The sequence below is a fragment of the Arthrobacter sp. B2I5 genome (assembly GCF_030816735.1).
In the GTDB taxonomy this organism is placed as follows: domain Bacteria; phylum Actinomycetota; class Actinomycetes; order Actinomycetales; family Micrococcaceae; genus Arthrobacter.
Genome location: NZ_JAUSYF010000001.1, coordinates 4,299,846 through 4,325,206 on the forward strand (window position 1 = coordinate 4,299,846; position 25,361 = coordinate 4,325,206).

Consider the following 25,361-nt stretch of genomic DNA (forward strand, 5'->3'; position numbering starts at 1 on the left):
CCGACCGCGGGGTCAGCGCAACACCCGCGCGGCGTCCTGCTCAGCGATGCGGGCATGTGCGGCGGCTGACGCAGCGGTCATTTCCGACGGCACGCCCAGCTCCGAAAGGTAGCTCGCCGTCTCCTGCATCTCCCGTGACCGGCGGAGTGCGTGCTTGGTGGTGCCGGTCAGGAACCGGTCGATGACGGCCTGGCCGTCGCCGGCGAGCTGATTCGCGATCTGGCCGCGGATCCAGCCTTCGAGTCCTGCGGCCTTCCCGGCGTTGACCGCTTCGACAACTACGGCGGCAAGTCCCTTCATCAGGACACTGCGGAGCAGCTTGTGTGCCATGGCAGCGCCGGGCCCGCCTTCGGTGATTTCGACGGTGACACCCAACGGGCGCAGCAGGTCTGCCACCGCCGGTGCTCCCGGGCCGCTGACCATCAGCGGCGTCTTTTCGCCCAGCGCCGACACTGGCCCGAGGATGGCGACGTCGGCGAAGCCGGCTTTGCTGGGCAGCTGTCCGAGTTCCTGCATCACGCCGGGAGACGAGGACGTGAAGTCGGCGTAGACGCTGCCGGCGTCGAGGACCGGCAGGCACTCCTGGGCCACACTGCGGGCGGCGGCGGCGCCGGTCATGACCAGGACGACGTCGGCGCCTTCACAGGCTTCCGCGGCCGTGGCCGCCCGCGTGACGCCCTCAGGGGTAGTCGGTGCCACCGGGTCGAAGCCGGTGACCGTATGGCCGGCCGCGGTGAGTGCCGCGGCGTAGGTGGCGCCGGCTTCGCCGAGGCCGATGACGGTGCACGCTGTCATGGTTTTCTCTGTTCCTTCTGGTGAATTTTTGGTGCCGTGGTAGTTCAGTTGCGGGCGGCAACGATGGATTGGCGGCGGTTTGCCTCATCGGCGAAGACCGCCTCGGCGGCTTCGGCGACCGCGGCTGCCTGCTCCCGCGGAATGACCACCACGCCGTCCGAATCGCCGACGATGATGTCCCCGGGCAGGACCGGGATGCCGCCGAAAGCGACGGCGGTGCCCAACCTGAACGGACCGTCCTTGTAAGGACCGGCGGGCGAAGTAGCCCGGGCGAAGACCGGCATGCCGATCTCACCCAGCGCCTCGGCGTCGCGCGCTGCTCCGTCCAGGGCGAAGCCCGCCACGCCCAGGTTGATGGCACGCTCGCCGATCAGTTCACCGAGGAGCGCGCGGGATTCGTCACCGCCGCCGGCCACCACAATGACGTCCCCGGGACGGGCCAGCTGCAGGGCCTGATGGATGCCCTTGTTGTCACCGGGCCGTGTCCACACGGTGAACGCCGGCCCGGCAAGCTTTGCGCCCGGCCAGACGGCCTGGATGGCGGAGTCCGCGACGCCGAGCCGGTCCATGGCATCGCCGATGTTGGCCGCGGGCAACTTGGCGAGCCGTTCAACGATGTCCCGGTCGGGGCGCGCAAAGTCCGCTTCGGTGGCGTCAATGGCTGGAGTAGTCATGATGGATCTTTCCGTTCAGGTGTGGACAGGGGGTCAGTCTTTTTTCTGGACCAGCGGCAGGACTTCCTTGAAGTCCTCTTCCTGGCTTGCCCAGAACTGCTGGTAGTCGGTGCCGTTGAGGTAGCTGGTCTGCAGGCCAAGGTCCTTCATCTTCTGGACCACCGTGGGATCCTCGATGGCTTTCTGGATGGCGGCCTCGAGCTTCTTGGCCACGTCCTCCGGCAGGCCGGCGGGTGCCGAGTAGCCGCGGGCGGTTCCCGCCGTCAGGTCGTAACCGGATTCCTTGAATGTGGGGATGTCCGGCAGCGAGGGTGCGCGCTCTGCGGACATGACGCCGAGGACGCGGGCCTTGCCCTGCTTGCTGAGGTCGTTCACGTCGCTGACGTTGGCCACCAGGACATCCACGTGCTTACCGAGGAACGCAGTGGTGGCCTGCGAGGCACCCTCCGAGAAGTGGACCGGAGCGAATTCCGAGCCCGTGGTTTCCTGCAACTGGGCCAGGGCAAAGTGTTCGCCGGTCTGCAGGCCGGTGGTGCTGGCGGTCATGGACTTCGGATTGGCCTTGGCGGCGTCAAGGAGGTCCTTGATGGTCTTGTACGGGCTGTCCGGCTGGACGGCGATGACGGTGGGGTCAATGACCTGCCGGCCCAGCGGCTGGAAGCTTTCCCGGGTGTACTTGGCGCCGCGGGACGGGTCCAGTGGCGAGACCACAACCGAAGGTGATCCGGTAGCGCCGATGGTGTAACCGTCGGGCTTGGCGCTGGTGAGCTGGGTGTAGCCGATCTGGCCCCCGGCACCGGGCTTGTTGATGACCTCAACGTTGGTGCCGAGTTCCTTTTCGAGGACCGGCTGGATGAGCCGGGCGGCTGTATCCACGGCGCCGCCGGAGCCGAAAGCAACGATGAGGTCTATGGACTTACCCTTTTTCGGAAAGTCACTGGCGGCGTTGGTGGCGCCGGCGTTGGCACCGCAGCCGGTCAGGCCGATCAGGGACGCCGCGGCAAGGGCGGCAGCAAGGCGCATGGGGGTTTTCATGGATCTTCTCCTTTGAAGGTGGGGTTTGTGCAGGTGCGGGTCGGTTTAGGTTTCGGGGTCTTCGTTGAGGGCCTTGGGCTTCCGGAGCTTGAGCAGCGGGCTGATGACGATCAGCAGTCCGATGCAGATCAGGACCGCGGAGATCGGGCGGCTGGTGAAGATGCTGAAGTCACCCTGGGAGATCTCGAGGGATTCCCGGAGGGAGCGTTCCATCAGCGGGCCGAGGACCAACGTCAGGACCATGGGCGCAAGGGGTATGTCCAGGTGCCGGAGTGCCAGGCCTAGGAGGCCGAAGCCAATCATCACGAAGACATCGAAGACGCTGAAGTTGATGGTGTAGGCGCCAATGACCATGAACAACAGAATCAGGGCAGTAAGGATCGACGACGGGACGCGCAGGATGGAAGTCCAGAGCCCCACGAGCGGCACGTTGAGCAGGAGCAGGATCATATTGCCGATGAAGAGGCTGGCAATGATGGCCCAGGCGATCTCGGAGTTCTCGGTGAAGAGGGTGGGTCCCGGGGTAAGGCCCTGCTGCAGGAAAGCGCCCATCAGCACAGCAATGGTAGGCGAGGCCGGGATGCCGAGGGTGAACAGCGGTATGAGGGCCGCGTTGGCGTGGGCGTTGTTGGCCGTTTCAGGCCCGGCTACACCTTCGATGGCGCCCTTTCCGAGCTCGTGGCGGTTCCGGGAGAATTTCTTTTCGGCCCCGTAGGAGAGCAGTGAGGAGACGGAGCCGGTCATGCCGGGGATGAGGCCCAGGCCAAAGCCGATGGCTGTACCGCGGGCCATGGCCGGGGCGCTGCGGAGCCATTCGCGGCCGGTGGGCAGCAGCGAGCGCAGGTTGGGTGCGTGCACCGCTGCCGGCTGGTCACCCTTGCGGTAGGACAGGAGTTCCGAGAGGCCGAAGACACCCACGATTACGGCGACGAAGCTGACGCCGTCCAGGAGCCGGTCCATGCCGAAGGTGAAGCGCGGGGCCCCTGCGACGGGATCGATGCCCACCATGGAGATCAGCAGGCCCAGGGCGCCGGAGATGACGGCCTTGACCATGGATTTTCCGGCCAGGGCCACCAGGAGGGAGATGCCTACCACCATCAGTGCGAAGAACTCCGGCGGGCCGACCAGCAGGCCGAGCTCCCCCAGTGGCTTGGCGGCGGCCACCAGGCCGAGGGTGGCGATGGTTCCGCCAACGAAGGATCCGACGGCGGCAATCGTCAGGGCGGCGCCGGCCTTGCCGATCTTGGTCATGGCGTAGCCGTCGATGGTGGTGATGGCGGAGGCTGCTTCTCCTGGGGTGTTCAGCAGCACGCTGGTGATGGTTCCCCCGTAGGCGGTGCCGTAGAAGATGGCACACAGCATGATGATCGCGCCGGTGGCGTCCATGTTGAGCGTGAGCGGGATGAGCAGGGCAACGCCTGCCACCGGGCCGATGCCGGGCAGCACGCCGATGATGGTGCCCAGCAGGCAGCCAAGGAAGGCGAACAGCAGGTTTTGCCAGGTCATGGCGGCCGCGAAGCCGTTGAGGAGTTCGTTGAGGGTATCCACGTCTAGAGTCCGATCGTGTTAAGGAAGGGAAGGGCGGAGACCGGCAGCGCGACGTTCAGTCCGTAGTTGAAGGCGTAGAACGCCCCGAAGCTTCCGGCCACCGCGATGACCAGCGAGGACACCCAGGTCCTGCGCCCACGGAGTTTCAGGTGGTACAGCAGGAAGGCAAACATGGTCAGCTGAAAACCGAGCAGGTCCATCACCGCCGCGAGGATCACCAGGCTGGCGACGACGGCGACCACGAGTCCGCGGTCAATGCCGGCTCGCGCGCCGCTGGGGTTGCGGAGTTCCTGGAGCAGCCAGAGGAGTGCCATGGCGGCCAGGACGGCACCCATGGCGAAGGGGAACAGGCCCGGCCCGGGGCCGAGGGACGTCCACAGGCCGAGGCTGATGGAGCTGGCCAGGACGTAGACGCCGACGGCGGCGAAGGCGCCGATTCCTGCCAGCACGGTGGGGGCCACTCGTGCTGTGTCTACACGCCCCGGTTTCGTCGCGACTGACTCCGTTGTCATGGGTTTCCTTTTCACTGCGCGTCATTGCATTTCATACAATGAAACTATATTGCGTACTGAGAAATAGTGACAGGAGACACAAGCGCTGTCAAGCGCAAGGAACTTACATAGAATGAAAGAATGACGACGACGACTTCCAGCACGGCCGGACCGGCAGAAGAGGGCCCCAAGTCCTCGAACATGCGCTCCCTCTCACGGGCCATGGAGGTCTTTGCCGAACTGCAGAGGGCGGAACGGCCTCAGCGACTCAGCGATCTGGCGCGGAACTGCGGCATGAGCCTGCCCACCACGCTGAGGATTTTGCGGGTACTGCAGGATTTCGGAATGGTGAGCCAGACGGACAAGTCCTACCGGATCGGTCCGGCCGTACTACCGGCTGCCCGCAGTTTCCTGGAGAACGATCCCCTCGTCGTCGCGGCCCGCCCCATCCTGCAGCAGCTTGCCTCGCAGACCGGGCTGACGGCGTCGCTGTACTCGCGGCTGGGCTTCGAGCGCATCCTGGTGGCCCGCGTGGACGGCGAGGCACCGCTCCGATACGACCTCCCCGCTGGGCAAGCGGCTGCCCCTGACTCTTGGCGCTGCGGGGAAGATCCTGCTCGCGTCCGCGTCGGACGACGAACTCCATCAGGCGGTCACGGCCGCTGTCGCATCCGGCCAGGAGGATGCGGACCTGACGGCAAAGGAACTGCGGGCGAGGCTTCCCGAACCGGGAACCGACTACGCCTACTCCGCCGATGAGCGGGCCACCGGCGTCCTGTCGGTGGCCATGGCGGTCCCCAACCGCACAGGCCGGCCCACCGAATCCATCTCCCTTACGAGTCCGGTGGAAGCGGCCAGCGAGGCCACCCTGAAAGCCGGGGTCCCTGAGCTGAAGCGGGCCGCTGCCAGGTTGGCGGAACTGCTGGAGGGTTCTGTCTACTGACCCCCAGTGGCAGGCCGCACGACGGCGTCACGCACGGCACGCTTTCGGCCCACCTTTGGGGGGGAAGCCCCGGAAACCCGGGGTCCCGCCGTCGTCCGTTCCCCGAAAGCCTGCCCCGCGTGACGGCAAAGCATGCGCGCAGTCAGTCCAGCTGCACGCCCCGGAGCAGCAGGAGCGTCCCGCCCACCACCACCGCAGAGGCCAGGAACACCCCGCCCGAGCCCAGCCCGGCCGCCACGCCGCCAATGGCACTCGGCAGGACCACCTGCCCCACCCGGTTCCCGGCGAGCCTCAAAGCCAGCGCCCTGCCACGCTGCCCCGCCGGCGCCTGTGCCGAGAGCCAGGACATGGTCAGGGGCTGGCCAATGCCGAGCCCCAGCCCGAGCACCGCCATGACGGCAAACAGCAGCCACACGGGCATCGGGATGGCCACAACGGCCAACGCAAACGTGGACAGGGCCAGGCTCACCACCAGCAGCCTCATCCGGCCGATCCTCCGGGACACCCGGCCCAGCAGGAGCCTGGAGACCATGGAGAACACGGCCCGCACGGTCAGCAGGGCACCCACCGTTGCCGCAGTGAGTCCCCGGTCGGCGCCCAGGGCGGGCAGGTACACCATGGTCAGGTCCACCACGGCAAGGACGGTGGCGCTGGTGGCCAGCGCGCGGGCCACCCCGGGGGCCTTCAGCAGCGAAACGGCGCTGCCCTTGGTGGCGGCCGCGCCCTTCTTCCGCCGGACGCTGACGTGCGCCGGGAGGACGAAGGTGGTCACGAAGAGCACCAGGCCCATGGCCACCGAGAGCAGGAAGATCGCCTGGGTGTCGGGCCGGACCGAGGCGCCGCCCACCAACGAAATTGCCAGCGGCCCGAGGGCCTGCCCCAGGGATGCGGCAAACGTCAGGTATCCGAACGCGGAGTCCATCCGGGACGAGGCAGCATTGTTGGCCACCACCGCCTGCTGCCCCACCACGCAGGCCAACTGCCCGGCGCCAAGCAGCGCGGTCCCGGCCACCAGGGCCATGATCGACGTACCCCACAGCAGCAGGAAGGCAGAGCAGGAAAGGACGACGCCGGACCCGATGGCCATGAGCCGCCGCTCACCCAGGCGGTCCACCAGGCTGCCCGTGGGGACGGCGAGCAGCAAGGGAAAGACCGCATAGCTGGCTGCAAGCAGGCCCAGGGCGAAGTCCGGAACCTCCAGCTCCAGCGCACGGTAGGTGGCTGCCGGCCGGACCAGGAAGGTGGCGGCCTGGATCAGCGCCGAATGGACCAGCAGGGCCATGGACGAACGCCGTCCCAGCTCACCGATCATGAGCTGGCGGCACTGTTGCCGGACATGGCCCGGACTGCGGCATCGCGGGCACCCATGACGTGGTCGAACGCGATCCTGGCCGCCTTGTCCGGGTCGCCGCCGGCCAGGGCCGCCACCAGGGTCCGGTGCTGGGCCAGGGCCTGGTCACGGCGTTCCTGGGTGCTGTTGGTGAAGTGCCGGTAGCGTTCCATCTGGCTGGAAATCTGGCCGTGGAACCGGCGGGCCCAGGAGTTCCCTGCGATCGTAGCGATCCTTGCGTGCAGCGCCATGCCCTGCTGCATGGCGTCGTCGGCAAACTTCACCATGGCCGCGTTGCGTTCAAGAATGCCTTGGAGGGCTTCGATGTCGGCCGGTGTCGCATTCAGGCAGGCATTGCGGGCCATGAGGGATTCCATGGCCGCGCGGACCTCGTACAGTTCTGAAATGGCGCCCTCGTCCAGCGCCGGCACCAGCACTCCCCCGGTGGGCTGCTGCTCCAGCAGGCTCTCCGAAATGAGCCGCCTGATGGCCTCCCGGAGCGGTGTGCGGCTCACCTGCAGGGCCGACGCCATGGCCGGCTCGTAGAGGCGTTCCCCCGGCTTCAGTTCCAGGCTCAGGATCCGCCGCTTCAGTTCGGCGTAGACAAAATGGGCACCGGTGTTCCGGGCGGGTGTTTCTGGCATGTGGACCTCCACTCGCCATCATACTTGTATACATCTATACACTCGGGCATTGGAGTGGAACATATAAGGAAGGAGGGGGCAGCATGCGCTGCCCCCTCCTGAACCTGCACTTGTGCGCGTCGGCTGGGCTATGCCCCGACCTTCGCCGTTTTCTGCACCTCGAGGTCCTCAAGTGACTTACCCTTGGTGTCCGGGGACATCAGGGTGGCCACGGCGGACACCAGGCAGATGCCCAGAGTGACCAGCCCGATGGTGAGCGGGACGTTGGTGGAGCCCGGAGGCGCTATGGCGGTGAAGATGCTGGGGAAGAACGATGCAATCATGAGCCCGATGTTCTGGGAGACGGCGAACCCGGTCACGCGGATCCGCATGGGGAACTGCTCCTGGAAGAACGTGGCGAAGGTGGCATTCCACATCTGGAAGAAGATGCCCTGCACGATCACGACGCACACGAAGACCAGCGGCAGGCTCCCCTGTTCGATGGCCCACAGGTATCCGGTCACCAGCAGGCCGCCGATGACACCGCCGGCCGCCATGAGCATCCGCCGGCCAATCCGGTCGGACAGTGCGCCGAACAGCGGGATGGTGGCGACGGCCGCGATGTTGGCCACGAGGGTCACCCACAGGAACTCGCTGCTGGAGAAGCCGTTGCCATAGCCCTTCTGGGTGGCGTAGGAGACGCCGAAAATGAGGGTGGCCATGCCGATGACGTTGGTGAAGGTCATCGCGATGCAGCGGACCAGGGCGCCCGGCCGGGTACGCAGGAGTTCAACGAGCGGGAATCGCTTGCTTTCCGGCTTGCCTGACTGCGCTGCATAGGCGGGCGGTTCCTGGACCCGGCGGCGGATGAAGTAGCCGGCCAGGATCACGACGGCGGAGAGCAGGAACGGGATGCGCCAGCCCCAGGTGCCGAACTGGTCAGCCGGGAGGATGGCGGCGAGCGGGAGCAGGACGGCGGTGGCGAGGATCGAGCCTACCTGGGTGCCCTGGAGGCTGAAGCTGGCAAAGAATCCGCGTTTGGCGTCGGGCGAGTGCTCCACGATCATGGCGCTGGCACCGCCGAGCTCGCCGGCCACGGCAAAGCCCTGGATCAGCCGGAGGAGCACCAGGAGGGCGGGCGCCAGGAGTCCCACCTGTCCATAGGTGGGCAGGAGTCCTACAGCGAAGGTGGCAAAGCCCATGAGCAGCATGGCGAAGACGAGGACCTTCTTGCGCCCGTGCCGGTCACCGTACGCTCCGAGGACGACTGCGCCTACGGGACGGGAAAGATACCCGACGGCGTATGTTGCCAGGGAGGCGATGATCCCAACGGTGGGGTTCTCCGAGGGGAAGAAAATCGTGGGGAAGATCAGCGTGGCCGCAAGGGAGTACAGCGCGAAATCGTAGTACTCCAGTGCGCTTCCGATCCAGCCGCTCATCGCCGCTTTCCTCGGATCCCGCGGACCTGTTCCAGCTCCCTGGCTGCTGAGGGGAACGAGGGTTGGGGTGGTGCTCATGTACTTATGTCCTTCGTCTTCATTGGCAAGGAAGCGGAACCGGTGGTTTTCACGCTGTTCATTGGTGGTGTCCGTGCCCGGGTACGTTCTGCTCGTACCGGCCTTATTAGCCTTGGGGCGTCAGCTCTTTGAATCGATTCATCAAATATAGGAGGTGACGCGGGTTACGTCAATGGCAAGCGCTATCCCAGTAGCTGGCCAGCCTTGTGCCGCGGGCTTTAGTAGCTGGCGAAATAGGCGGCAGCCATGTCCTCTTTGGTGCGACCCTGCCCGGACACCCGGTCAAGCCGGGCGGCATACGCAACAGCGCCATCAAGTTTCAGGCCCTGCTCGGCGGCGGCGTCGACGATGAGGTGGGCGTCCTTCCGCGCAGTGTCCACGGCGAAGGAGGCAGGCTCCAGCCCGTCGTTCAGGATGAGGTCCATCTTGGTGCGCAGATAGGGCAGGTCAAGCGGACCGCCGTCGAGCACGCCAAGGAACTGCTGGGGATCGACGCCCAGCGCCCGGGCAAGGGCAACCACTTCACCGGCGGCGTTGGAGGCTGCGAGGACCCAGCTGTTAACCACGAGTTTGAGGCGGGCGGCCGAACCCGTGGAGGGATCGTCACCCGTCCAGATGGTCTGCGCGCCGACAGCATCGAGGACCGGCGCCACGCGGTGCCGCACTGGCCCGGGACCGGCGGCAAGCACCAGGAGCTGGCCGGCCTCGGCAGGGGCCCGCGTTCCGGAAACAGGCGCCTCCACCAGGTCCAGACCAAGCTCCGAAGCCAGGGCGGCCAACGAGGGGACATCCTGCACCCCTACCGTGGTGGACTGGATCCAGGCCGTGCCGGGCCGCGCACCCGGCGCCGCACTCCGGATGACCCCTTCCACCGAGGCGGCGTCGTAGAGCATGGTCAGGACCACCTCGGCTGCCCCCACAGCGTCGGCAGGGGTGGCGGCACGACGGGCGCCTTCGGCAACCAGCGGTTCCGTCTTGGCCGGGTCCCGGTTCCACACTGAAACGTCATGGCCGGCCCGCAGGATGTTCCGGGCCATGGCCGCCCCCATGATTCCCGTCCCGAGCACAGCCACTTTGAGCTTCGCATCCATCGAATCAGCCTTCCGGTCCAGGTTTGGTTCTTCCTTACCTACCCAACGTTCCAATGATTCTGTACATTATTCATACGGAGGGGAGTATCCCCTACTTCAGTCCATCGTCAGTACGGAGGCCCCTGCGCCTTCCGGTGGACGGGCCAGGCGTTGGCCGGGAGAGACCTCCAGTTGGTAGTTACTGACTGGAAGCAGGTACCCCATGAACGTGCCCCTATGGATGTGGTTCGCCGTCATCGGATTCATCCTCCTCATGCTCGCCATCGACCTCGTGGCCCACCGCCGCGCCCACGTCATCAGCGTCCGCGAGGCCGCCGCCTGGTCCGCGGTGTGGGTGCTGTTCGGCGTAGCCTTCGGCGGACTGGTCTGGTTCCTGTACGGCGCGGAGTTCGGCCAGCAATACTTCGCGGGATACCTGATCGAGAAGTCACTCGCCGTGGACAACGTCTTTGTCTGGGCGATCATCTTCACGTTCTTCGCCGTCCCCCGCGAGTACCAGCACCGTGTGCTCTTCTTCGGCGTCCTGGGCGCGCTGGTGTTCCGCGGCCTGTTCATCGCAGCGGGCTCGGCCATCATCGCCGGCGCCGGCTGGGTCCTCTACCTGTTCGCGGCATTCCTGCTCTTCACCGGCTACCGGATGCTTCGGCAGCGTGATGAACACATCGACCCCGGGAAGTCCCGTGCGTTGAAGCTGTTCCGCCGGCACGTGCCCATGACGGACGCCTTCCACGGCCAGCGCTTCCTGATCCGGAAGGGCGGCGTCCTGCTTGCCACTCCCCTGTTGGCGGTCCTGGTGCTGGTTGAAGTCACGGACATCATCTTCGCCGTCGACTCCATCCCGGCCATCTTCGCGGTCACGGACGAGGTCTTCCTGGTGTTCACGGCCAACGCGTTCGCCATCCTGGGCCTGCGCGCCATGTACTTCCTGCTGGCGGACCTCATCCACCGCTTCGTGTACCTGAAGGCAGGGCTGGCGCTGGTGCTGATCTGGGTGGGCATCAAGATGGCGCTCAAGATCGACGTCTACTACATCCCGACGCCGGTCTCCCTCGCCGTCATTACCCGCCATCCTGGGCGTTTCGATCGGCGCGAGCCTCATCGCCACCCGGCGCACGGGCCCGCAGGATCCGCCGGTCCCGGCAGAACCGCCGTTCCGGAATGCCACGCCGGAAGAACTAAACGCCCTGGAGCCCCTGTGGCCAAAAGCCGGCAGCAGGAAGGACCTGCCGCCGGTGGAAAAGTCCCTGCAGTAGCAGGCGCGGCAATAAGAGTGGCGGGCAGGCACCCGCGCGGCAGTTTCCCCGCGGGTGCCTGACCAAAGCAGATGCCGTGCGGAAACCCGTTCCTGCCGAATGTCAGCGCGCCGCCCTAGACTCGTACCCATGAGCGACAGCAACCAGGAAACCATCGGCAGCCCGGAACCCGAGCCCAATGCAGGCCTCAACAGGGACCCTGAAGACTGGGTTACCGGGGACGAACCCATGACCGCGGCGCAGCGCAGTTACCTCGATACGCTGGCACGGGAGGCAGGGGAAGAACTCCCCGCAGACCTGAGCAAGGCGGAGGCGTCAAAGCACATCGACCGGCTGCAGCAGCGCAGCAACCGGGTTTCCGGGGACGGCGACAGTACCGGCAGCTGAGCCGGCGACGCAGAAAAGGACCTACCAGGCCTGCTGTTCGCGGGTGAGGCCAAAGGGAACAGCGTCGCTGAGGGCAACGGTGAACTTGTCCACGCCATGCCGGGTGACGAGGATGCCGTGGCTCTTGCCGTCCAGTGCCTGGGCCTTGGCGGCTGCAACTGCGGCGTCCAGCTCGCGGTCCATGCTCTGGCGGTCGGACACGGTGAGGGTCAGCGGGAAGTTCATGAGTGGGGCCTGTGTCTTTCGAGGGGTGGGTGGGCATACGCCCAGCGCTCCCCCTGGCTGCATAGGCGGTGGGCACTTTCGCGCCCAGTTCATGATGCCCGAGTAATGGATCACCAGCAACTTGAAAAATCAAGTAATAAGTCGCCGCAGGTCAAGAGTGTGACGGCTCGGGCCGGGCCCAGCAATTACGGGCGCCAAAGGGCCGTGAATTAGAGTTGGACAGGAGTGGAAGCTGTTTCCGGACGGCTCCGATGCCCCTGAACCAGCCATGCGGCAAAACCAGCCACCAGCACTGCACCGTGTGCCACGACCTGACAAGGATCCGCCATTTCCACCGACGCTCTCTTCGGCAATCTGACAAGGATCCGCAACGTCATCCTTCCCACCCCGGTGCGGAACCGGTTGAACACCGGCCGCGGCCTCCTGGGCGGCTTTATTGTGGTGCACCTCGTCTTCCTGGTCTTCGCTGCTTCCCTCTCCCTTCGCGGCGAGGCGTTCAGCGACACCTTCATCTACCGTGACTGGGCCATGGCGGGGTTCAACGACGCGAACCTCAGCGGCGGTCCCAGCCCGTGGGTGTATCCCATCCTGGCGCTCATCCCCATGGCCGTCGCAGGCCTGGCAGGACCCGGACCGTTCGTTTTCCTCTGGGTCCTCATGACCACGCTCCTCAACGGCTGGGCGCTGCTCAAGCTGACAGAGCGGGGCCGCAACACCAGCGCCATCCCGGCCGGCTGGTGGTGGCTGGCGTTCACCTTCCTGATGGGCTGGCTGGGCTTCGCCCGCGTGGACGGCCTCACCGCCCCGCTGGTCCTCGTGGCCCTTGCCTACGGCGTCAAGCGTCCGTTCACCGCGTCGGTCCTGCTGGCCGTCGGCACCTGGGTGAAGGTCTGGCCCGCGGCCATCATGCTGGCCCTCTTCGCCGTCGTGAAGAACCGCCTGCTGGTTGTACTAGCAGGAATCGCGACGACGGCGGGCGTGGTTGCGCTGGCGGCAGCCCTGGGCAGCGTCCCCAAGCTCCTGAATTTCCTTACCCAGCAGGGCGACCGCGGCATGCAGCTGGAGGCCACCTTCACCACGCCCTGGCTCTGGCTCTCCGTCCTGAACGTGGGCGGCTCCCGCATGTACATGAACACGGACATCAACTCCATGCAGGTGGATGGCCCGGGCACCGCCACGATGTCCGTACTGATGCAGCCCCTCCTGGTCCTGGCCGCCCTCCTGGTGGCCGGGCTGACGTTCTGGGCGCTCCACAACGGAAAGCAGCACAAGGTGGCCGGCGGCGTGGACCGCACCGAACTGCTGCTGGCCGGCGCCCTGACCCTGGCCACCGCATTCGTTGTCTTCAACAAGGTGGGATCGCCCCAGTTCATGGTCTGGCTTGGCCCCGCCGTCGCGGTGGGCCTGGCGCACAGCTGGCGTGAATGGCGGGTACCGGCGGCAATGCTGATCGCCATTGCGGTGGCAACCTACTTCATCTACCCCCTCTTCTACGACGCCCTGAGCCACAACAACCCCTGGATGGCGCTGGTGCTGACCATCCGCAACGTCCTGCTCGTGGTCCTGTTCCTGTGGAGCGTCCGGCGCCTCTATTCCCTGGGCAAGAAGACCGCCGCTCCCGCCCCCGCGCTCAAGGAGACCTAAGATTTCCACGAGGTTCTTTGACCGCCTGGTGACCGTCCGTACCAAGCTCCTCCCGGCAAAAGTGGTGGACTGGTTCGCCCGCCCCTCCAGCGTCTGGTGGGGCTTCGCCGTCGTCCATGTGTACTTCCTGGGCTGGATGGCATCCTTCTTCCTGAACGGCGATACCTTCAGCGACACCGAGCAGTACCGGCAGTGGGCCACGGCCGGCTACAACCCGTCGGACCTGACCGGCAAAATCAGCCCCTGGGTCTACCCGGTGCTGGCGCAGATCCCCATCTTCCTGGCCAACGTCGCCGGACCCAGCCTCTACCTGCTGGTCTGGTTCCTGATCATCACGGCGCTGAACGCCGTCGGCCTGGTCTACCTCACCCGCGGCCCGCGGAAGGTGACCGGCATCGCCCCCGCCTGGTGGTGGCTGTTCTTCACGGTCTTCATGGGCTACCTGAGCTTCGCCCGGGTGGAGGGCATCACCGCGCCCATCGTGCTGATCGCCCTGCTGTACGCAGCCGAACGGCCCGTCGTGTCTGGCGTCCTGCTCAGCATCGCCACCTGGATCAAAGTCTGGCCCGCTGCCGTCCTGGTTCCCATCGTCATCGCCAGCCACAAGCGGATCCAGGTGGTGCTCGCCGGCGCCACAGTCACCGCCGTGGTGGGCCTGGGCACCTGGCTCACCGGCGGGCTGCCGCACATCATGGACTTCCTGCTGAACCAGGGCGAACGCGGCATGCAGCTGGAGGCCACCTTCTCCACGCCCTGGGTCTGGCTGAGCGTGTTCCACATCGCCGGGTCAAAGATGGCAGACAACACGGCCATCAACTCCACCGAGGTCTACGGGCCAGGGGCAAGCACCGCGGCGTTCCTGATGCAGCCGCTGCTGATCCTCGCCGCCGTCACCGCCGCCATCCTGCTGGTGCGCGCCATGCGCCGCGGCGCGGAGCGGGAGGAACTCTTCCTCGAAGGATCGCTCATGATGGTTACCGCGTTCATCGTGTTCAACAAGGTGGGCTCGCCGCAGTTCATCATCTGGCTGGCGCCGGTGATCATCGCCGGCCTGACGCACGACTGGGAGCGCTGGAAGGTCCCCGCTGCCCTGCTGATGGGGATCGCGATGACCACCTTCGTGATCTATCCGCTGTTCTACACGCCGCTCATCCACGCCCACCCGGTCATGGCGGCCATCCTCACCACCCGCAACGTGCTCCTGGTGGTCCTGCTGTGGTGGTCGGTGAAGCGCACCGCGGAGTTGGGCCGGAAGACCTCCGCCCGGGTGCCGGCCGGAGCCTAGCGGGCTGCGGCTGTTACCGGCGTTCGGGCGCGTCGATGGCGCTACCTGCGGCGGCCCGGCGCGCCGCCCTGCGCTCCGCCACCCAACGCCAGGCCTGCCGGGCAAGGTCCAGCGGCTTGCCCTCGATGAGCAGTTTGCGCGTGTGGACGTCCAGGACCAGCAGGTAGAACGTGAAGGCCAGGGCCGTGAAGAACGCCAGGGACGAGGCGTCGATGGGCAGTTCCACGAAGGACCAGACCGACAGCTGGTCCTGGGCCCCGAACACCACAAAAGAACGTCACGCCCACGTAGAGCGAGCGGATCTGCCAGTCGTCCCGGATTCCGGTGACGGCCAGGAACGGCAGGAACCACAGGATGTACCAGGGCTGGATGATGGGTGAGAGCATCACGACGGCGGTGAACGCCAGCGCCATCCGGCGCACCGCCCGCGAGTAGTCGCCGCGGAACATCAGCAGCAGGACCAGTGCGATGGCCGCCCACTTCATGCCGGTCCGCAGCCAGGTGGCCAGCGTTCCGCCGGGCAGCCCCAGGGCGTTGGCGAGCATCTCCACCTGCTGGCCCAGGAAGCCCGACGGTGAGTAGCCCGTATAGCCCGGCGTGGGGTCCATGATGGCCCAGGTCCAGCCGATGCCAAGGTTGTAGGGGATGCCGCTGAGGGCCAGGACGCCGAAGCTGATGCCGGCGGTGGCGCCCCACATCAGGAATTTGCGCGGCCAGGAGGCGCCTGGGCCGGCCCACATGACCCCGATGAACGGCAGCAGCAGCACCGTGATGGGCTTGATGCCGATGGAGGCGGTGACCAGGAGGACACCCAGGAGGTAGCGGCGGGTGGCGGCCAGGTAGACACCGGCGACGGCGAGCCCCACCATCAGGGCGTCATTGTGGGCGCTGGCGATGAAGCTGATGAGGAACAGCGGGTTGGCCACGGAGATCCAGAGCGCGCGCGCCCCGTTGATGCCGTGCAGTTCGGCGAGCCTGGGCACGTAGATGACGCAGAGCAGCACGCCGACGCCGGCCAGGAGGCGGAACAGCAGGACGGACGCGTCCGGCTGGGCTCCGGTCAGTCCCACCACCGCGCGCGCCAGCCACAGGAAGTAGGGTCCATAGGGTGTGCGGTTTTCCGCCCAGGCGGGATCGGCACCCAGGGAGAACCAGTTGTTGAGGGTGGAAATGCCCACCTCGTACGGGTTCTGGCCTTCCTGGACCAGCCGGCCCTGCCCGGTATAGGCGTAGACGTCACGGGAGAACACCGGGACGCAGAAGAGCAGCGGCAGGGACCAGGCGGAAATGGCCACCACCACCGAGCGCAGCGATGACTGTCCCCAGTCCCCCAGCCGCTGGCCCAGCCGGAGCCAGGAGCGCATCAGGAGCATCGCGCCTGCCGTCAGCAGCACGGTGGACACCGCCACGCCCCAGCCTTCGGTGCGGAGTGCAATCACCACGGGCTGGCGGATCATGGGCGAGCCATTGGCGATCCAGCCCGTCCCGATGGAGCCGACGAACATCATGAGGGCGCCGATGAAACCTTCGATGGTTGCCAGGTAGGCACGGCCCTTGGCGGGCGCGGAAATCCCGGCCGGTGTGCCCGGCCGGCTCTCCGACATCCTGAGGTGTGACCCGCCTGCCGTCATGATTGTGGTCCCCTACCTTGTTACGGCACTGCTCGCCCCAGCTTCAAAAAGGCCGCCCTGCAACCCGGCCATTTTATCAGCCGTGCCTGCTGCCACCCCGGCCGGGCCGGACGGTTTGACGGTAATGTTGCCTACGCAGCCGAAAGTCACCGGCGCAGTCCCTTTCCACCCATTGTCTTCCGTCGCTGGGCTGGACCCGTGCGCATCGTGGCGCGCAGAAACGTCGCACACCCCCCGCTCTCCCAGGAGAGCCAAGTCCCCTGGAGCCGCTCCTTGGCCGTCGCCCACCGCACCCGCCCTCTTCGGCAGCCCATCACCGTCCTCACTGCGCTGCGCTCTCCGCGGCAGCTGTCCCGCGAGGTCCTGGCCGGCATGGTCACCACCCTCGCCCTGGTCCCGGAAGTCATCTCCTTCTCCATCGTGGCCGGCGTGGATCCCATGGTGAGCCTTGTCGCCTCCATCGTCCTGGCCCTGGCAATGTCGGTCCTTGGCGGGCGGCCCGGCGTCGTCACTGCCGCAGCCGGTTCCGTCGCCCTCGTGATCGCCCCGCTGGTCCACGAGCACGGTGTCCAGTACGTCCTGCCCGCGGTGCTCCTCGCCGGCGTGATCCAGGTGGTGTTTGGCCTCGCTGGATTGGCCAGACTGATGCGCTTCATCCCACGGTCGGTGATGATCGGGTTCGTCAATGCCCTGGGCGTGCTGATCTTCATGGCGCAGGTGCCCCATGTCCTCAATGTCCCCTGGCCCGCCTACGTCCTGTTCGCCCTGACGTTCGCGATCATCTTCATCCTTCCCCGTTTCACCAAGGTGGTGCCGTCGCCGCTGGTGGCCATCGTCGTCGTCACGGCGATCGTCATCATCGCCGGCCTCGCCATGCCGGACGTCCTGGACGAAGGTCCCCTCACCGGCAAGCTGCCCGGAATCACCCCGTTCCTCGTCCCGGTGAACCTGGAGACCTTCCAGCTGGTGCTGCCCACCGCGCTGAGCGTGGCGTTCGTGGGACTCATGGAATCCCTCCTCACGGCGAAACTCGTCGACGACATCACTGACACCCCCTCGCACAAGGGGCGTGAGTCCTGGGGCCTGGGCGTCTCAAACATCCTGGCCGGTTTCTATGGCGGCATTGCCGGCTGCGCCATGATCGGCCAGACGGTCCTCAACGTGAAGACCGGCCAGGCCCGCACCCGCATCTCCACGGTCGTGGCCGGGCTGTTCCTGCTGGCCCTGGTGACCGGCCTCAGCTCGGTCATGGGGCAGATCCCCATGGTGGCCCTTGCCGCGGTCATGATGGTGGTTGCTGTCACCACGGTGGACTGGCACAGCATCAAACCCTCCACCCTGAAGCGGATGCCCATCCCGGAGACCTTGGTCATGGTGGTCACGGTAACCGTCGTGGTCCTGACGGGGAACCTCGCCTACGGTGTCCTGGTGGGCGTTGTCCTGGCGATGGTGCTGTTCGCCCGCCGGGTGGCCCATGTCATCACGGTGGAGCGGACCGCGGCCGGGGATGGCCAGAGCGTCCGCTACGACGTGGTGGGGCCGCTGTTCTTCGGGAGCAGCAACGACCTCGTGGAGCAGTTCGCATATGCCGACGATCCCGCCCTGGTGACCATCGACCTCAGCCGTGCCCAGATCTGGGACGCCTCAACCGTGGCCGCCCTCGACTCCATCGAAACCAAGTACGCCGACCATGGGGCCGCTGTGACCATCGAAGGCCTGGATGAACGCAGCACCGGCTTCCACCGCCGGCTCACCGGACATTTGGGGTCCTGAGCGGCCGCCCTCCCGGCCCAGAACGGACGCACAACAGGCGGGGCCACACGGCCCCGCCTGTTGTCATGACGGCGGGGCCACACGGCCCCGCCTGTTTTCATGACGGTTTAGGAGAAGCGGCCGGGCCGGAAGGTGGCCAGCATGGGGTGCTTGCTGCCGGTCAGGATCTCGCCGGCGAGGAGCTCACCGGCAATGAGTCCCAGGGTTGCGCCGGAGTGGGTAAAGGCGACGTAGCATCCGGGCACCTGGCCCAGTTCGCCCAGCACCGGCTCGCCGTCACCGGGAATCGGCTTGTAGCCCATCTTCAAGGAGGCAGGCTTGAGTTCCGGGTTGCCGGCGACCAGTTTGGACGCCTCATCCGCGAGTTCCTGCACCACCTCGTCCGGGATGCTGAAGGAGCCGTCCGCATGTTCGGTGATGTGTTCTTCGTACCAGTCGTGGTCCAGGGCGAACGTGCCGCCCGGGTTGGGCCGCACGGCTGAGCGCGGGGTGTTCATCACCGCGGCCACGTCGTGCTGCACCTGCTTGGTCACCACCAGCATGGAGACGGGTGAGCCGTTGGGGATGTGCACCCCCAGGGGTTCGACGACGGCGGGCGTCGCCGCGCCGCACGCCACCAGGACGGCGTCGGCCGGGTACGTCCCGCCGGACGCCGTCTCCACACCCGAGGTCCGGCCGTCCTCCACCATGACGGACGCCTTTCCGGCGTTGAGTACCAGTTCGCCGCCCCTGGCGTGGAATTCCTCCATGAGGAAGTCGATCAGGTCCGGCAGGCTGACCCAGCCTTCGCCCGGATTGAAGATGGCGTTCTCCGGCACGGCGCCCGCATCGATTCCCGGGGTAACGGACGAGATTTCGCCTGGAGCAACCAGCTTGGAGTCATAGCCGATGGACTTTTCGTAGGCGTGCCGGGCCTCGGTGGCCTCGCGCTGCCCCGCGGCGTTCCACATCAGGCCACCACCGAACTGCAGCCATTCCCGGCTGGGGTCCGAGGCGAAAAGGGTGCGGTAGCGGTCCACGCCGGCCACGCGCAGCTGGTGGTAGGGGGTGGACCGTTCGCCGGCGGAGTTGAGCCAGGACAGCGAGCGGCCGCTGGCTTCGCTGGCGAGGCCGCGCTCGGTCAGCAGGATCACGGAGGCTCCTTCGCGGAGCAGGTGGACCGCGGTGGAGACGCCGAGGATGCCGCCGCCGATGACGGCGACGCGCTTGGTGGCTGGTGCAGGGGACATGAGGGTCACTTTCTATGAAATACGTGGGTGGGATGGACGCGGACGGCGCGTCACTGGAAAAGAATCAGAGGGGGGCGTCAGGCCAGGGCGTGGATGCCTTCGATGACCTTCAGCACCTCAAGGGGTTCGGCAGGATCGACGGGGAGCGGACCGTTCCCGCGCAGGGCGGCGGCCAGCTGGACGTAGAACTCCGGGTACGCGCCGCGTTCGGCAGGTACTGGAGTGGTTGCCCCGTCCACCCCCAGGAGCCCCCAATGCTCCTGGGGGTCCACGCCATAGGCAGGGTCCGACGGCGGCATCCCGGCAGCGAGCGCGGGTTCCTGTCCGTCCAGTCCCCACTTGGTGTAGCCGGCCCGGGTGCCCAGGATGTGGAAGCGGGGCCCGGCCTGGGCAGCCATGCCGTTCATCCAGAGCCGCGTGCGGACGCCGGAGGCGTGCAGCAACGACACGAAGGCTTCGGTGTCCGCCGCATCCGGATGCGGGCCACGGTTGGCCGTCTCGCCGTAGCTCGTGTCCACCGGGCCGAACAGCTGGATGGCCTGGTCGATCAGGTGCGCGCCAAGGTCGTGCAGGATGCCGCCGCCCTCAGCCAGGGACACCGTGTCCCGCCAGTTGCCGAAGCCTTCGGGCCGCCACCATTCGAACCGCGACTCGAAGCTGGTCACCTCGCCAACGCCTCCGGACGCCAGCACCTTCTGCAGGGTGAGGAAGTCGGCATCCCACCGGCGGTTCTGGAACACCGTCAGCTGCACCCCGCCGTCGGAAGCCCTGCTGATCAGCTCCTCACCCAGGGCGGACGTGGGCACGAACGGCTTGTCCACCACCACGTTCAGGCCATGGGCGATGGCCGTTGCGGCCAGCCCGTAGTGCGTGTGCGGCGGGGTGCCCAGGATGACCAGGTCCAGGTCCCCGGCCAGGGCGAACAGCTCATCCGCGGTGCCAACAATCCGTGCCTGCGGATAAAGGTGCGCCGCCTCCGCCGCACGCTCCGCCTGCGCCGTGACGATGACGTCCAGCGAGAAGTCCGGGTTGGCAGCGAGCAGGGGTGCGTGGAAGACCTTGCCGGAAATTCCAAAGCCGACGACGGCGGTCCGGATGGGTGCCGCTGCAACCGTACCCATCAGAGCACCTCCGAGAGGAAGCGCTGGAGGCGTTCGCTGCGGGGGTTGTCGAAGAGCTGGGCAGGGGTTCCGGCTTCCACTACCTCGCCTTCATCCATGAAGACCACCTGGTCGGCCACTTTGCGGGCGAAGCCCATCTCGTGCGTGACCACGAGCATGGTCATGCCGCGGCGGCCCAGTCCGGCCATGAGGTTCAGGACGCCTTTGACCAGCTCGGGGTCCAGGGCGCTGGTGGCCTCGTCGAAGAGCATCACTTCGGGTTCCATGGCCAGGGCACGTGCGATGGCGACGCGCTGCTGCTGGCCGCCGGAGAGGTCGCGGGGGCGGTGGTCTGCGCGTTCGGCGAGTCCAACCTCGGCGAGCCGCTGGCGGGCCCGTTCCATGGCCTGGGCCTTGGGCATGCCCTTGACGCTCCAGAGGGCCAGGGCCACGTTCTCTTCGGCCGTATGGTCCGGGAAGAGGTTGAAGTGCTGGAACACCATGCCGATGCGGGTGCGCAGGGTGTCCGGGTTGGCACCCAGGGTGCTCTCACCGGCGAGCAGCACGTTCCCGCTCTTGGGTTCGTGAAGCCGGTTGACGCCGCGCAGCAGCGTCGACTTGCCGGATCCGGAGGGGCCGATGATGCACGTGGTGGTACCCGGGGCCACGGTGAGGCTGACGTTGCGGAGGACCTCAATATCGCCGTAGGCCATGGTGAGGTTGCGCAGTTCCAGGCTTGAACCGTGGAACGACTGGGTCTCAGGGGTGGCAGCAGTGTTCAGGGTGGTGGGGGTTGGGGTGTTCATGTGTTGCTCCCGGCTGTGAGCGGCGAGGCCGCGTCGAGTTCCTTGACTTCCTTCAGGCCGCTGGTCGGCGGTGCGGCGCGGCGGCGGCCGGTGCGGAACTTGTTGTCGAAGTAATTCACCAGGTGCGTCAGCGGGACGGTGATCACCAGGTAGAGGAGGCCGGCGGCCACCAGGGGTGACAGGTTGCCGGACAGCACGGCGGCGTCCTGGCCCACGCGGAAGAGTTCGCGTTCGGTGACCAGCAGGCCCAGGAAGTAGACCAGGGAGGAGTCCTTGACGATGGCGATGAACTGGTTCACCAGGGCCGGGAGGACCCGGCGGACGCCCTGGGGCACCACCACCAGGGCCATGGACTTGGCGTAGCTCATGCCCAGGGCACGGCAGGCCTCGCCCTGGCCCTTGTCCACGCTGAGGATCCCGGCGCGGAAGATCTCGCCGATGTAGGCGCTGGCGATCAGGCTCAGCGCGATGATGCCCAGCGGGTAGGGCGACGGGCCGAAGATGGATTGGCTGAGCCGGGCAAAGCCCTGCCCGATCAGCAGGATGGTGAGGATGGCCGGCAGGCCCCGGAACAGGTCCGTGTAGATCCTGGCCGGGACGCGCAGCCACTTGGAGGGTGAGATGCCCATGACGGCCACCACCATGCCCAGCACCGTGCCAAGGACGGTGGCGGCAATGGAGATGATCAGCGTGTTCAGCAGGCCGACCGCCAGGAGTTGGGGCAGGACCTCGGCCATAGCGCCGAAGTCGAAGAAGGTACGGATGATGGTGTTGAGCCAGTCCATGGTTGCTCTCAGAGGTAGATGATGGGAGGTGCCGGGCGGGCCGCGGAGGGCGGCCCGCCCGGTCAGGTGGCCAAAGGGTCTGCTGGCCAGGCGCTTAGGTGCCTGGGCATATTTGGCCTGGTGCCTATTTGGCTGGTGCCTATTTGGCCGATGTGGGCGACGCGGTCTGTTCGGCCTTGGGCAGGTACTGCTCGGGCATCGGCGAGCCCGGGAACCACTTCTGGTAGAGCTTCTTCCAGGTGCCGTCCTCCATGGCTGCGGCCAACCCCTTGTTCAGGGCTTCCTTGAAGGCCGTCTTGCCCTTGGCTACCGCGAACCCTGCCGGAGCATCGAAGGAGGGGATGTCAGCGGCGCTGACCAGTCCGTGCTGCTCCTGGTAGGCCTTGGCGGCCTCGTAATCCAGGAAGTGCGCGTCCACGGTTCCGCTGTTCACCGCGGCGATGGCGGTGTTGTTGTCAGGGAAGCGGACCAGGCTGGCCGAGGTGAAGTTCTTGACCGCGTAGGCTTCCTGCAGCGTTCCCTGGACAACGCCCAGGCGTTTGCCTGCCAGCCCGTCCGCACCGGTGATGCCGGAGGTTTTGGTGGTGATGACGGTCAGGTAGCCCGCAAGGTAACCGTCGGAGAAGTCCACGGTTTCCTTCCGCTTGTCCGTGATGCCGATAGCCGCAACACCGGCATCGAACTGTCCGTTGGCAACCGCGGCAAGGAGGCCCGAGAAGTCCTGTCCGGTGAAGACCACGTTGTCCACACCGGCCCGGTGGGCCACGTCCTTGAAGAGTTCCACATCGAAGCCGGTGAAGTTTCCGGAGGCGTCGGCGAACGTGTAGGGCTTGGAGTCACCCAGGCTTGCCACCCGGACGGTGCCGGGCTGGATCAGCCCGTAGGGGTTGTTCTCGGTGGTGGAGGCGGCGGAGGTGGAGCTGCAGCCGGAGAGCGCCAGGACGGCGGCCAGGGCTGCCGCGGCAATTCCGGCAGGTCGGAGATTCTTTTTCTTCACAGCGTTGTCCAATCGTTGGTGGGAAGGCGGTGCTGTCAGGGCCGCCGAAGAAAGTCGCCGATGCTCTTGTTGAGTCCGGTCTCACACCCTAGGATTGAGACCGGACTCACATCGATGGATAGAAATGTAGCCGAAGTCACACGGGGCGTCAACAGCCCCGTCGAAAGGTGAAGATGAACGGTGATGGAGCACGACGCCGGGACGTAACAGTTGCCGACGTCGCAAAGGCTGCGCAGGTTTCCAAGGCCCAGGCCGCCCGTGCGCTGGGCAATTACGGCGCCGTCAGCGACGACGTCCGCGAGCGCGTCCTCGCTGCCGCGGAGGCACTCTCCTACCGGCCGAACGAGCTGGCCCGAAGCATGAACACGGGGAAATCCCACACCATTGGGGTGGTGGTGGGTGACATCGAAAACCCGCATTTCGGCCTTGCTACGCGCGGCATCACCGACACGGCGAAGAAAGCCGGCTACAACGTCATCCTGGTCAACACCGATGAGGACCGGGCGGCGGAAGTGGACGCGGTGCGGGTCCTGCTGGACAAGCGGGTGGACGGACTTATCGTCGCCCCGGCCTCATCCGTGGACACCGGACACCTGCAGGAGGTGCACCGCTCCGGCCGCCCGCTGGTCTTCATTGACCGCACCGCAGGGGACCTCCAGGTGGAGACCATGGCAGTGGACATGGCCCGGATTTCCCGGGAGGCCACGCAGTATCTGCTCGAGGCCGGGCACCGGCGCATCGCCTTCATCTCCACCTTGCGGACGGACGCCCCGTACAGCACGGGCATCACCCTGAAGTCCTCCCAGATTGCGGACCGCATAGAGGGGATGCGGCAGGCTTTTTTGGAGGCGGGGCTGCCCTTTCCGGAGGACCTGGTCAGATTGAATGCCGGCGACGCCGATTCAATCCGCAGCATCACCCGCGAGGTGCTCCGCGGGCCGGACCGGGCTACGGCAGTGGTGGCTTCAGACGGCCTGATTGCCCTCAGCGTGGTGGAAGCGATCCAGGAACTCGGCCTGTCCATTCCGGCCGACGTTTCATTCCTGATGTACGACGACTTCGCATGGACCCGGCTCACCACGCCACCCCTGACCGTGATCGCCCAGCCGGTCTACAACATGGGCGTTGCAGCAGCTAAGGCGCTGATCCGGCAGATGGAAGGGCTGCCACCTGCCGCTCCTGCGCAGTTCACGGCCACCTTGGTGCGCCGGGGTTCTGTGGGGCCGTGCCGGACTGAAGAGGAGCCGCATCAGGAAGAGCTGGCGGGCACGCTCAACTGACAGGGGCCCCTACTGCGAGGCGTCGAAGCCGGCCAGCAGGCGCCGCGACGCGGTGTGCATGTGCGAGCGCATGGTGGCGGTGACAGCGTCCCCGTCGCGGGCCGCCAGCGCCTCATAAATCCTGGTGTGTTCCTTCAGCGCGGCTGCGGCATGCCCTTCATCCGTGAGGGCGCGGTCCACCCAGATCCGGAGGAGCGAACGGATGCTCTGCAGGAGTTCCTGCAGGACCTGGTTTCCGGAGGCTGCCGCGATCTCGCGGTGGAAAGCTGCATCGGCCTCGACGAAGGCCGCCAGGTCATCCAGCGTGCCCGCCATGATGTCCAGGTTTCCGCGCATCCGTTCGAGCGCTTCCGCGGTAATGCGTTCCGCCGCCAGCTGCGCCGCCTGGACTTCCAGTCCGCTCCGGAGCTCAACCAGTTCACGCGTGCGGGGCGCGCCCAGCATCAGGCCCCAGCTGAGGGTCCGGGGCAGAAGCTCGGAGACGCCGTCCCGCAGGTAGGTTCCGGATCCGGGGCGGACCACCACGATGCCAAGGATCTCCAGGGCCGCAAGCGCCTCACGCACCGCAGAGCGGCCCACCCCCAGGGACGCGGCAAGAGTCCGCTCGGCGGGGAGCCGGGTACCCGGGGCGATGTCGCCGCTGGTGAAGAAGGCGAGCAGGCGCTCTGCCACTTCCGACACCACTGAGCCCTGCCCCACTGAGCCGAGGGCGGCGCTGATTTTGGCCGTCGAGGCGGCGGATTCTACGGACACCTCCCAAGCGTAACAACTGGTCCACCGCCTTCGGCCGTCGTCTCTGCAGCTCCCCACCTGAACCCAAGAACGAAACGAATAAGTCAACCGGTTGACCAATTTCTGATTCAGTCCTATGGTGGAACTCACAGCTTCATCCCCGCGGCACCCCAAACCGCGCGCATAT

21 protein-coding genes and 3 pseudogenes are annotated in these 25,361 nt (G+C 66.5%); 7 read left to right on the forward strand and 17 right to left on the reverse strand.

From position 1 onward, the window contains the following. Nucleotides 1-12: 12 nt before the first annotated feature. Genes QFZ60_RS19995 through QFZ60_RS20015 form a run of 5 tightly spaced genes read right to left on the reverse strand, consistent with a single transcriptional unit; the run spans nucleotide 13 to nucleotide 4,564 of the window. On the reverse strand, nucleotides 13-795 hold the full coding sequence (locus QFZ60_RS19995) for an NAD(P)-dependent oxidoreductase (protein WP_307092753.1): 783 nt from the start codon (nucleotides 793-795) through the stop codon (nucleotides 13-15). 44 nt (nucleotides 796-839) lie between these two features. Continuing rightward, nucleotides 840-1,469: a methyltransferase gene (locus tag QFZ60_RS20000; RefSeq protein WP_307092754.1), complete on the reverse strand. Its 630-nt coding sequence runs from the start codon at nucleotides 1,467-1,469 to the stop codon at nucleotides 840-842. A gap of 33 nt (nucleotides 1,470-1,502) precedes the next feature. After that, complete coding sequence (locus tag QFZ60_RS20005; protein WP_307092755.1) at nucleotides 1,503-2,504, reverse strand: tripartite tricarboxylate transporter substrate binding protein; 1,002 nt, start codon at nucleotides 2,502-2,504, stop codon at nucleotides 1,503-1,505. 45 nt (nucleotides 2,505-2,549) lie between these two features. Next, nucleotides 2,550-4,052, reverse strand: coding sequence for a tripartite tricarboxylate transporter permease (locus QFZ60_RS20010; protein ID WP_307092756.1), 1,503 nt, complete (start codon nucleotides 4,050-4,052; stop codon nucleotides 2,550-2,552). A 2-nt stretch (nucleotides 4,053-4,054) separates the two neighbouring features. Beyond that, a complete protein-coding gene (locus QFZ60_RS20015) occupies nucleotides 4,055-4,564 on the reverse strand; it encodes a tripartite tricarboxylate transporter TctB family protein (RefSeq protein WP_307092758.1) in 510 nt (169 codons plus the stop codon). 120 nt (nucleotides 4,565-4,684) lie between these two features. Between QFZ60_RS20015 and QFZ60_RS20020 the strand changes: the two are divergent. Continuing rightward, nucleotides 4,685-5,486 (forward strand): annotated as a pseudogene (locus QFZ60_RS20020) (IclR family transcriptional regulator). Between the two features lie 142 nt (nucleotides 5,487-5,628). Here QFZ60_RS20020 and QFZ60_RS20025 read toward each other — a convergent pair. From QFZ60_RS20025 to QFZ60_RS20040, 4 genes are all read right to left on the reverse strand, one after another. Continuing rightward, nucleotides 5,629-6,798 carry an MFS transporter gene (locus QFZ60_RS20025; protein ID WP_307092760.1) on the reverse strand — a complete coding sequence of 390 codons (1,170 nt, stop codon included), beginning with the start codon at nucleotides 6,796-6,798 and terminating at the stop codon, nucleotides 5,629-5,631. Continuing rightward, a complete protein-coding gene (locus QFZ60_RS20030) occupies nucleotides 6,795-7,460 on the reverse strand; it encodes a GntR family transcriptional regulator (RefSeq protein ID WP_307092762.1) in 666 nt (221 codons plus the stop codon). Before QFZ60_RS20030 ends, QFZ60_RS20025 begins: the two co-directional genes overlap by 4 nt. 128 nt (nucleotides 7,461-7,588) lie before the next feature. Then, the gene (locus tag QFZ60_RS20035; protein WP_307092764.1) at nucleotides 7,589-8,956 is read right to left on the reverse strand and encodes an MFS transporter; all 1,368 of its coding nucleotides are present in this window, start codon (nucleotides 8,954-8,956) and stop codon (nucleotides 7,589-7,591) included. A gap of 218 nt (nucleotides 8,957-9,174) precedes the next feature. After that, the gene (locus QFZ60_RS20040; protein ID WP_307092765.1) at nucleotides 9,175-10,047 is read right to left on the reverse strand and encodes an NAD(P)-dependent oxidoreductase; all 873 of its coding nucleotides are present in this window, start codon (nucleotides 10,045-10,047) and stop codon (nucleotides 9,175-9,177) included. A 202-nt stretch (nucleotides 10,048-10,249) separates the two neighbouring features. On the opposite strand from QFZ60_RS20040, the pseudogene QFZ60_RS20045 reads away from it, so the two are divergent. Together QFZ60_RS20045 and QFZ60_RS20050 are read left to right on the forward strand one after the other, a co-directional pair. Next, a pseudogene (locus QFZ60_RS20045) lies at nucleotides 10,250-11,300 on the forward strand (TerC family protein). A gap of 129 nt (nucleotides 11,301-11,429) precedes the next feature. Continuing rightward, nucleotides 11,430-11,687: a DUF3072 domain-containing protein gene (locus QFZ60_RS20050; RefSeq protein WP_307092766.1), complete on the forward strand. Its 258-nt coding sequence runs from the start codon at nucleotides 11,430-11,432 to the stop codon at nucleotides 11,685-11,687. Nucleotides 11,688-11,708: 21 nt separating this feature from the next. Here the strand turns inward: QFZ60_RS20050 and QFZ60_RS20055 are convergent, their stop codons facing one another. Beyond that, nucleotides 11,709-11,912 carry a hypothetical protein gene (locus tag QFZ60_RS20055; protein WP_142118756.1) on the reverse strand — a complete coding sequence of 68 codons (204 nt, stop codon included), beginning with the start codon at nucleotides 11,910-11,912 and terminating at the stop codon, nucleotides 11,709-11,711. 390 nt (nucleotides 11,913-12,302) lie between these two features. Here QFZ60_RS20055 and QFZ60_RS20060 point away from each other — a divergent pair, with 390 nt between their 5' ends. Then, nucleotides 12,303-13,556: a glycosyltransferase family 87 protein gene (locus QFZ60_RS20060; RefSeq protein WP_307092768.1), complete on the forward strand. Its 1,254-nt coding sequence runs from the start codon at nucleotides 12,303-12,305 to the stop codon at nucleotides 13,554-13,556. Nucleotides 13,557-13,584: 28 nt separating this feature from the next. Further along, complete coding sequence (locus QFZ60_RS20065; RefSeq protein WP_307092769.1) at nucleotides 13,585-14,841, forward strand: glycosyltransferase 87 family protein; 1,257 nt, start codon at nucleotides 13,585-13,587, stop codon at nucleotides 14,839-14,841. Between the two features lie 13 nt (nucleotides 14,842-14,854). On the opposite strand, the pseudogene mptB reads toward QFZ60_RS20065, so the two are convergent. Further along, nucleotides 14,855-16,472 (reverse strand): annotated as a pseudogene (gene mptB / locus QFZ60_RS20070) (polyprenol phosphomannose-dependent alpha 1,6 mannosyltransferase MptB). Between the two features lie 273 nt (nucleotides 16,473-16,745). On the opposite strand from mptB, the gene QFZ60_RS20075 reads away from it, so the two are divergent. After that, nucleotides 16,746-18,245, forward strand: coding sequence for a SulP family inorganic anion transporter (locus tag QFZ60_RS20075; protein ID WP_307092771.1), 1,500 nt, complete (start codon nucleotides 16,746-16,748; stop codon nucleotides 18,243-18,245). A 107-nt stretch (nucleotides 18,246-18,352) separates the two neighbouring features. Here the strand turns inward: QFZ60_RS20075 and QFZ60_RS20080 are convergent, their stop codons facing one another. From QFZ60_RS20080 to QFZ60_RS20100, 5 genes are all read right to left on the reverse strand, one after another. Beyond that, nucleotides 18,353-19,474 (reverse strand): FAD-binding oxidoreductase, encoded by a 1,122-nt coding sequence (locus tag QFZ60_RS20080; protein ID WP_307092773.1) that lies wholly within the window; start codon nucleotides 19,472-19,474, stop codon nucleotides 18,353-18,355. A gap of 77 nt (nucleotides 19,475-19,551) precedes the next feature. Further along, complete coding sequence (locus QFZ60_RS20085; RefSeq protein WP_307092774.1) at nucleotides 19,552-20,595, reverse strand: Gfo/Idh/MocA family oxidoreductase; 1,044 nt, start codon at nucleotides 20,593-20,595, stop codon at nucleotides 19,552-19,554. Further along, nucleotides 20,595-21,380 (reverse strand): amino acid ABC transporter ATP-binding protein, encoded by a 786-nt coding sequence (locus tag QFZ60_RS20090; RefSeq protein ID WP_307092776.1) that lies wholly within the window; start codon nucleotides 21,378-21,380, stop codon nucleotides 20,595-20,597. Before QFZ60_RS20090 ends, QFZ60_RS20085 begins: the two co-directional genes overlap by 1 nt. Further along, a complete protein-coding gene (locus tag QFZ60_RS20095; RefSeq protein ID WP_056338086.1) occupies nucleotides 21,377-22,165 on the reverse strand; it encodes an amino acid ABC transporter permease in 789 nt (262 codons plus the stop codon). Before QFZ60_RS20095 ends, QFZ60_RS20090 begins: the two co-directional genes overlap by 4 nt. Before the next feature lie 139 nt (nucleotides 22,166-22,304). Next, a complete protein-coding gene (locus QFZ60_RS20100; protein WP_307092777.1) occupies nucleotides 22,305-23,162 on the reverse strand; it encodes an ABC transporter substrate-binding protein in 858 nt (285 codons plus the stop codon). Nucleotides 23,163-23,335: 173 nt separating this feature from the next. Between QFZ60_RS20100 and QFZ60_RS20105 the strand changes: the two genes are divergently transcribed. After that, nucleotides 23,336-24,442 carry a LacI family DNA-binding transcriptional regulator gene (locus tag QFZ60_RS20105; RefSeq protein WP_307092779.1) on the forward strand — a complete coding sequence of 369 codons (1,107 nt, stop codon included), beginning with the start codon at nucleotides 23,336-23,338 and terminating at the stop codon, nucleotides 24,440-24,442. 9 nt (nucleotides 24,443-24,451) lie between these two features. Here the strand turns inward: QFZ60_RS20105 and QFZ60_RS20110 are convergent, their stop codons facing one another. Continuing rightward, the gene (locus QFZ60_RS20110) at nucleotides 24,452-25,195 is read right to left on the reverse strand and encodes a FadR/GntR family transcriptional regulator (protein ID WP_307092780.1); all 744 of its coding nucleotides are present in this window, start codon (nucleotides 25,193-25,195) and stop codon (nucleotides 24,452-24,454) included. Nucleotides 25,196-25,361 lie beyond the last annotated feature (166 nt).

Excerpts from the sequence above, each read along its gene's own strand:
- QFZ60_RS19995 (WP_307092753.1), bottom strand. The coding sequence starts at position 795 with ATGACAGCGTGCACCGTCATCGGCCTCGGCGAAGCCGGCGCCACCTAC.
- QFZ60_RS20000 (WP_307092754.1), bottom strand. The coding sequence starts at position 1,469 with ATGACTACTCCAGCCATTGACGCCACCGAAGCGGACTTTGCGCGCCCC.
- QFZ60_RS20005 (WP_307092755.1), bottom strand. The coding sequence starts at position 2,504 with ATGAAAACCCCCATGCGCCTTGCTGCCGCCCTTGCCGCGGCGTCCCTG.
- QFZ60_RS20015 (WP_307092758.1), bottom strand. The coding sequence starts at position 4,564 with ATGACAACGGAGTCAGTCGCGACGAAACCGGGGCGTGTAGACACAGCA.
- QFZ60_RS20025 (WP_307092760.1), bottom strand. The coding sequence starts at position 6,798 with ATGATCGGTGAGCTGGGACGGCGTTCGTCCATGGCCCTGCTGGTCCAT.
- QFZ60_RS20030 (WP_307092762.1), bottom strand. The coding sequence starts at position 7,460 with ATGCCAGAAACACCCGCCCGGAACACCGGTGCCCATTTTGTCTACGCC.
- QFZ60_RS20035 (WP_307092764.1), bottom strand. The coding sequence starts at position 8,956 with ATGAGCACCACCCCAACCCTCGTTCCCCTCAGCAGCCAGGGAGCTGGA.
- QFZ60_RS20040 (WP_307092765.1), bottom strand. The coding sequence starts at position 10,047 with ATGGATGCGAAGCTCAAAGTGGCTGTGCTCGGGACGGGAATCATGGGG.
- QFZ60_RS20050 (WP_307092766.1), top strand. The coding sequence starts at position 11,430 with ATGAGCGACAGCAACCAGGAAACCATCGGCAGCCCGGAACCCGAGCCC.
- QFZ60_RS20055 (WP_142118756.1), bottom strand. The coding sequence starts at position 11,912 with ATGAACTTCCCGCTGACCCTCACCGTGTCCGACCGCCAGAGCATGGAC.
- QFZ60_RS20080 (WP_307092773.1), bottom strand. The coding sequence starts at position 19,474 with ATGTCCCCTGCACCAGCCACCAAGCGCGTCGCCGTCATCGGCGGCGGC.
- QFZ60_RS20085 (WP_307092774.1), bottom strand. The coding sequence starts at position 20,595 with ATGGGTACGGTTGCAGCGGCACCCATCCGGACCGCCGTCGTCGGCTTT.
- QFZ60_RS20090 (WP_307092776.1), bottom strand. The coding sequence starts at position 21,380 with ATGAACACCCCAACCCCCACCACCCTGAACACTGCTGCCACCCCTGAG.
- QFZ60_RS20095 (WP_056338086.1), bottom strand. The coding sequence starts at position 22,165 with ATGGACTGGCTCAACACCATCATCCGTACCTTCTTCGACTTCGGCGCT.
- QFZ60_RS20105 (WP_307092779.1), top strand. The coding sequence starts at position 23,336 with ATGAACGGTGATGGAGCACGACGCCGGGACGTAACAGTTGCCGACGTC.